This window comes from Micromonospora sp. NPDC049799 (assembly GCF_040656655.1).
Taxonomy (GTDB): domain Bacteria; phylum Actinomycetota; class Actinomycetes; order Mycobacteriales; family Micromonosporaceae; genus Micromonospora.
In genome coordinates this window covers 1-5,363 of sequence record NZ_JBFAMU010000342.1, presented here as the reverse complement: position 1 = coordinate 5,363, position 5,363 = coordinate 1, and the positions used below count along the sequence as shown (strand labels likewise).

The following is a 5,363-nucleotide window of genomic DNA, read 5'->3' as shown; positions in this document are numbered from 1 at the left end:
CACCGGGGCCCGCTGCGGCCGGCCCGCCCGGGGCGGCACCGCGCCGACCTCACGCAGCCACGCCCAGGTGTCGGCGACCGTCTCGGCCACCGGCCGGCACGTGAGGCCGGCGGCGTACGCGCGGGTGACGTCGCGCTCCTGCAACCAGCGGTACTCGTGCCCCTCCGGGATCCAGATCGGCAGGTCGTTCCAGGGCTCCACACCGGCGGCCAGGAGCGCGTCCGGGTCGGTCCAGCGCAGCCGGGCGTCGGAGCCGGTCACCGCCACAGCGGCGTCGAGCAGGTCACCCATGGTGGCGTGACCGGTCCGGCTGACCACGTTCACCGGGCCGGAGGCGTGCGATTCGAGCAGGAAGGCGGCCAGGTCCCGCACGTCGACGTACTGCAGCGGCAGATCGGCCGGCCCGGGGGCCAGCACGTCGCCGCCGCGGGCGATCCGGGTGAGCCACCAGGGCAGCCGCCCGATGTCCTCGCCCGGGCCGAGGATCAGGCCGGCCCGGGCGAGCAGCGCGCGGTCCCCGAGGACCGCGTGGACGGCACGCTCGGCGCCGGACTTGTTGCGGGCGTAGTCCGCCTCGTCCGCGTCCGGCGCGGCGTCGACCGTCGGCGCGTCCTCGTCGGACCCGGGGGTCACCGGCTCGGCGTACACCGAGCCGCTGGAGACGTAGACGTACCTCCCGGCGCGGTCGGCCAGCGCGGCCGCCGCGGCACCCGCCACCCGGGGCGCGCCGTCCCAGGTGTCGACCACCACGTCCCACTCGCCGTCGGCCAGCGCGGCCAGGCCGTCCGGCGCGGTCCGGTCACCCCGCAACCGGTGTACGCCCGCCGGCGCCGTCCCGTGCAGCCCGCGGTTGAACACCGTCACCGACCAGCCGCGACGCACTCCCTCGGCCGCCGTCGCCCCGCCCACGAACCCCGTACCGCCCAGCACCAGAAGTCTCATGCGCTCCACTGTGCCCGTCGCCCACGCCGGAGGGCCCCGATGTTCACGGTGAGCGGATCTGCCGACAGCTAACCCCTCCCGGGGTGCGCCGCGCGCCCGTCGCGGTGGGACGGGGCAGAGCTCGGGGGACGTGGACGGAAATAATGGCCGTCGACACCGTTTCGGGGGCGGTTCGGTCACGGACGCTCCCCACCCGACGGACACGAGCGAGGATCCGACATGACCGAGGGGCACCCCTCCGTTCCACCACCGCCCACCCCGCCGTACGGCCCGCCGGTGGCACCACCGCCCGGCGCGTACCGGTACGGCCCGCCGGTTCACCCGGCAGCCGGCCCGGCGGCGCCACCGCCGTCGGCGCCGAAGCGGTCGCGACGGGGGCTCTGGATCGGGCTCGGCGCCGCCGGACTGGTCGTCGTCCTGCTCGTCGTCGGGTCGGTGTTCGCCCTGTCCGCGTACCTCGACAAGCACGGCGGGTCGGACGGGGCCGGCCCCCACGACATGGTCGCGTACGCGGACATCGAGGGTCTGCTGGACGAGCACACCCGGGCGCTGCGCGACCGGGACGAGAAGGCGTTCGTGGCCCCGTTCGACCCGGCGGACCGGAAGCTGGTCACGCAGCAGACCAACCTCTTCCGCAACCTGACGAAGCTGCCGCTGCGCGAGAGCCGCTTCAAGGAGTTCATCTCGCGGGACTTCACCGACTCCGGTTCCGGCGTGACCTTCACGATGATCGTCTCGTTCGTGCACCAGTTCGAGGGGTTCGACCCGAAGCCCGTCGAGGAGCTGTACGCCTGGACGGTGGCCCGCTCCGCGAAGGACGCCCCGCTGCGGGTCACCGGCGTGGCCGGCGGCATGCCGGGTCACGAGGGTCGCGACATGACCACCTACCACCCTGCGCCGTGGGATATGTGGGAGGAGATCCACGTCGAGCGGACGCCGCACACGCTGGTCATCTCCGACGCGGCGCTGCGGGCGGAGGCGCGGCGGCTCGCGCCGGTCGCGGAGCGGGCCGCGGCGGACGACCTCGCCGCCTGGCGAAGCGGCGGGGTGTCCGCCGAGGTTCCGCAGGGCTTCGTCATCACCCTGGCCAAGGGCAGGAAGGAGCTGGGGTCGCTCTACCGCACCACCAGGGAGACGCCCCTGGAGTCCGGGGTGGCGATCCCGGTGCCCCCGGTCGGGGCCATCGACGGCGAGACGGTGGACGCCCTGGACGTCGCCACCACCCGCGTGGTGATCGACGTGGCCGACGAGTACCACTTCACGAAGGGCAGCGCCGACCGGCAGGCCACGTTGTTCCGGCACGAGCTGGCCCACGGGATCACGAACGTGCTCAGCGACCTTCAGCCGGGTGTGGCGGGCCTGGACGGCCACGCCCAGTGGGTGGTCGAGGGCTTCGCCGAGTGGTTGGGCCACGACCGGCGCCCGTGGATCTCCAGCGAGCGCACCGACGAGTCGCGGCCCGTCTTCCGGCAGCGCGGTGAGCTGGAGCAGTTGCCGTCCAACGCCCAGTGGGCGAAGAACTCCAAGGGCAGTTACCACTACTGGCTGGCGCACTCGGCGATCGGCTACCTGGCCGAGCGGTACGGCGAGGCGAAGGTGATCCGCTTCGTCGCCGCCCACTACCAGGGCAGCGGTGTCAGCACCGCGATGCGCGACGAGCTGGGGGTGTCGTTCGACGAGTTCGAGAAGGCCTGGGCGGCGTACGTGGCGAAGACGGTGCGCTGACCCCGTACGGTCGCGGCGGCCGGCACCCCGGCCGCCGCGACCGGGCCGGCGGACCGGGACCGGAGACGGCGAAAGGCCCGGCACCGGAACCGGTGACGGGCCTTCGTGGTCTTCCTGGTGGGCGATACTGGGTTTGAACCAGTGACCTCTTCCGTGTCAAGGAAGCGCGCTCCCACTGCGCCAATCGCCCGTGGGCACCGCCCTGCCCGGTCGACCGGGCCTCGGGGCGGATCGCGAGCGGACGACGGGATTCGAACCCGCGACCCTCACCTTGGCAAGGTGATGCGCTACCAGCTGCGCTACGTCCGCGTGTCGCCGACGTGCGTCGGCGACAGGGAGAACTGTACCCGACGGCAAGATCGCGCGACGCGCCGGCCCCACTCCCCCGACGCGGTGCGGCGGCCCGGCGACCGGCGGGCCGGAGGATTGCGCAGGTGAGCGGCGGGGTACTGACGATCCTCGACAGCACACCACACCCTTTCGAGAAGGAGGCTGTCGTGGGTATCGGCACCAGCATCTTCCTGATCGCGCTCGGCGCGATCCTCACCTTCGCCCTGGACGCCAGCGTCGGCGGCATCAACCTCGACGTGGTCGGCTGGATCCTCATGGCCGCCGGCGTGCTCGGCCTGATCATGACCTCGGTGATCTGGGGTCGTCGCCGCCGCGAGGTCGTCACCACCGCCGAGCCGGTGGAGTACCGGCGGGTCGAGGAGCGTCGGGACGTCGCCCCGCCGCTGTGAGGCGGGCGGTCGGACGGCCGACGGAGCTGGACGGTCGGCCCGACCCCGGGCAGGACAGACGAGAGGCCCGTCACCGATTTGGTGACGGGCCTCTCGTACCTGTGGGCGATACTGGGTTTGAACCAGTGACCTCTTCCGTGTCAAGGAAGCGCGCTCCCACTGCGCCAATCGCCCTCGTTGTTACCGAGGTGGGGACGGGATTTGAACCCGCGTACACGGCTTTGCAGGCCGTTGCCTCGCCTCTCGGCCACCCCACCGAGGTTGCCCCCGTCATGCGTGGCGGCAGCTCCGAGCGGACGACGGGATTCGAACCCGCGACCCTCACCTTGGCAAGGTGATGCGCTACCAGCTGCGCTACGTCCGCGTGCCCCCGGGCGTTCCCCGGTGACGGATGAGAACTTTAGCCGAGCCGCGGGACGGTTGCCAACTTGGGGGTGACCCGGCGCGTCCCGGTGACACCGGACACTCCGGCCGCGAGACGGCACCGACGGGCGTGGGCAGGGCCGGGACGTCCGAGCCGATCGACGCATTTCACCATGTTGGGAGGGTTGCGACAAGTGTCCGGGTTCCGACTGTAGGCGAGCCCTGATCCGCCGCGTTGGTAACGCCTCGTGTTCGGATCGATGGGTTACGGTGACGGTCGTGACGAGACGTGCGGCTGAGATCCGCCTGGATGCCCTGCTGCGCACAGCCTGTGACGTGATCGTCGAGCGCGGTCTGGCCAACACCCGGACGGCCGACGTGGCACAGGCCGCCGGGGTGAGTCAGGCCCTGGTCTTCTACCACTTCGTCACCAAGGACCGGATGCTCACCGAGGCGTTCGCGTACGCCGTCGAGCAGGATCTCGCCCGGCTGGACGCGGTCACGCGGTCCAGCGCGCCGCCGCTGACCAAGCTGCGCCGGCTCGTGAAGCTCTACACCCCGACCGGCCGGCCCACCTCCTGGTCCCTGTGGATCGACGGCTGGGCGGAGTCGCTGCGGACCCCCGAGTTGGAGAAGGTCTCCCGGCGGCTGGACCTGCGGTGGCGGCAGGACCTGGCCGCGGTGATCGCCGCCGGGGTCGCCGAGGGCACCTTCGAGTGCGCGGACCCGGAGGGCGCCGCCTGGCGGATCAGCGCGGTGATGGACGGTCTCGCCGTGCAGCTCGCGGTGCACGACCGGGTGATCTCGCGGCGCCAGTTCTCCGAGTGGGTGCGCCTGGTCACCGCGCGGGAGCTGGGGCTCGATCCGGCGCAGCTGGACTGAGCAGCGGGAACCGCCACGAAGGCGGTGGGCCAGCCGGAACAATCGGCGGCATGGACCTGCTGGAGACGTACCGCCGCAGCCTGGCCGAGTTCACCGAGCGGGTGGCGCAGGTCGGCCCCGGGCAGTGGTCGGACCCGACCCCGTGCGCCGACTGGGACGTCCGGACGGTCGTCAACCACGTGGTCGCCGAGGACCGCTGGAGTGTGGCGCTGCTCGCCGGCCGGACCATCGAGGAGGTCGGCGACCGGTACGACGGCGATCAGCTCGGCGAGGACCCGGCCGGGGCCGCACGCGAGGCGGCGGGGCAGGCGGAGACGGCCTTCACGCGCCCGGCGGCCCTGGACGGCACCGTCGCGCTCTCCTCGGGCCCGACCTCCGCCGACGAGTACCTGCACCAGCTCATCGCCGAGCACCTCGTGCACGGGTGGGACCTGGCGGTGGCGACGGGAACCGACCCTCGGCTGGACGCGGACGCCGTCGCCGAGTGCGCGCGGTGGTTCGGCGGGCGGGTCGCCGACTACCGGCAGAGCGACCTGGTGGCGCCGGGTGTGGACGTGCCGCAGGACGCCGACGAGCAGGACCGCCTCCTCGCCGCCTTCGGCCGCGACCCGGAGTGGGCGCCCTGACGCGGCCGACGGCGGCGGTCAGCCCGCGTACGGCTCGGTGCACAAGGCGATCACCTTCGGCGCCGCCCTCCAGGAGGGCGTGATC

General features: G+C 72.8%; 5 protein-coding genes and 5 tRNA genes. 4 read left to right on the top strand and 6 right to left on the bottom strand.

What is annotated here, in order from left to right; genetic code table 11:
- A partial coding sequence (locus tag AB0I76_RS21630) for an NAD-dependent epimerase/dehydratase family protein (RefSeq protein WP_357038267.1) occupies nt 1-942 on the bottom strand: 942 nt, incomplete at its 3' end.
- A gap of 219 nt (nt 943-1,161) precedes the next feature.
- Between AB0I76_RS21630 and AB0I76_RS21625 the strand changes: the two genes are divergently transcribed.
- Complete coding sequence (locus tag AB0I76_RS21625) at nt 1,162-2,667, top strand: hypothetical protein (RefSeq protein ID WP_357038264.1); 1,506 nt, start codon at nt 1,162-1,164, stop codon at nt 2,665-2,667.
- Between the two features lie 115 nt (nt 2,668-2,782).
- Here AB0I76_RS21625 and AB0I76_RS21620 read toward each other — a convergent pair.
- A tRNA-Val gene (locus tag AB0I76_RS21620) sits at nt 2,783-2,857 on the bottom strand.
- A gap of 46 nt (nt 2,858-2,903) precedes the next feature.
- Nucleotides 2,904-2,976, bottom strand: a tRNA-Gly gene (locus AB0I76_RS21615).
- 188 nt (nt 2,977-3,164) lie between these two features.
- On the opposite strand from AB0I76_RS21615, the gene AB0I76_RS21610 reads away from it, so the two are divergent.
- Nucleotides 3,165-3,407: a DUF6458 family protein gene (locus AB0I76_RS21610; RefSeq protein ID WP_357038261.1), complete on the top strand. Its 243-nt coding sequence runs from the start codon at nt 3,165-3,167 to the stop codon at nt 3,405-3,407.
- Nucleotides 3,408-3,509: 102 nt separating this feature from the next.
- On the opposite strand, the gene AB0I76_RS21605 is transcribed toward AB0I76_RS21610, so the two are convergent.
- The 3 genes from AB0I76_RS21605 to AB0I76_RS21595 all read right to left on the bottom strand — a co-directional run bounded on the left by AB0I76_RS21605 (nt 3,510) and on the right by AB0I76_RS21595 (nt 3,771).
- Nucleotides 3,510-3,581: transfer RNA gene (locus AB0I76_RS21605), tRNA-Val, on the bottom strand.
- A gap of 12 nt (nt 3,582-3,593) precedes the next feature.
- Nucleotides 3,594-3,664: transfer RNA gene (locus AB0I76_RS21600), tRNA-Cys, on the bottom strand.
- 34 nt (nt 3,665-3,698) lie between these two features.
- A tRNA-Gly gene (locus AB0I76_RS21595) sits at nt 3,699-3,771 on the bottom strand.
- Between the two features lie 278 nt (nt 3,772-4,049).
- Here AB0I76_RS21595 and AB0I76_RS21590 point away from each other — a divergent pair.
- Nucleotides 4,050-4,652, top strand: a complete 603-nt coding sequence (locus AB0I76_RS21590; protein ID WP_357038258.1) for a TetR/AcrR family transcriptional regulator — start codon at nt 4,050-4,052, stop codon at nt 4,650-4,652.
- A gap of 50 nt (nt 4,653-4,702) precedes the next feature.
- Nucleotides 4,703-5,278: a TIGR03086 family metal-binding protein gene (locus AB0I76_RS21585; RefSeq protein WP_357038255.1), complete on the top strand. Its 576-nt coding sequence runs from the start codon at nt 4,703-4,705 to the stop codon at nt 5,276-5,278.
- Nucleotides 5,279-5,363 lie beyond the last annotated feature (85 nt).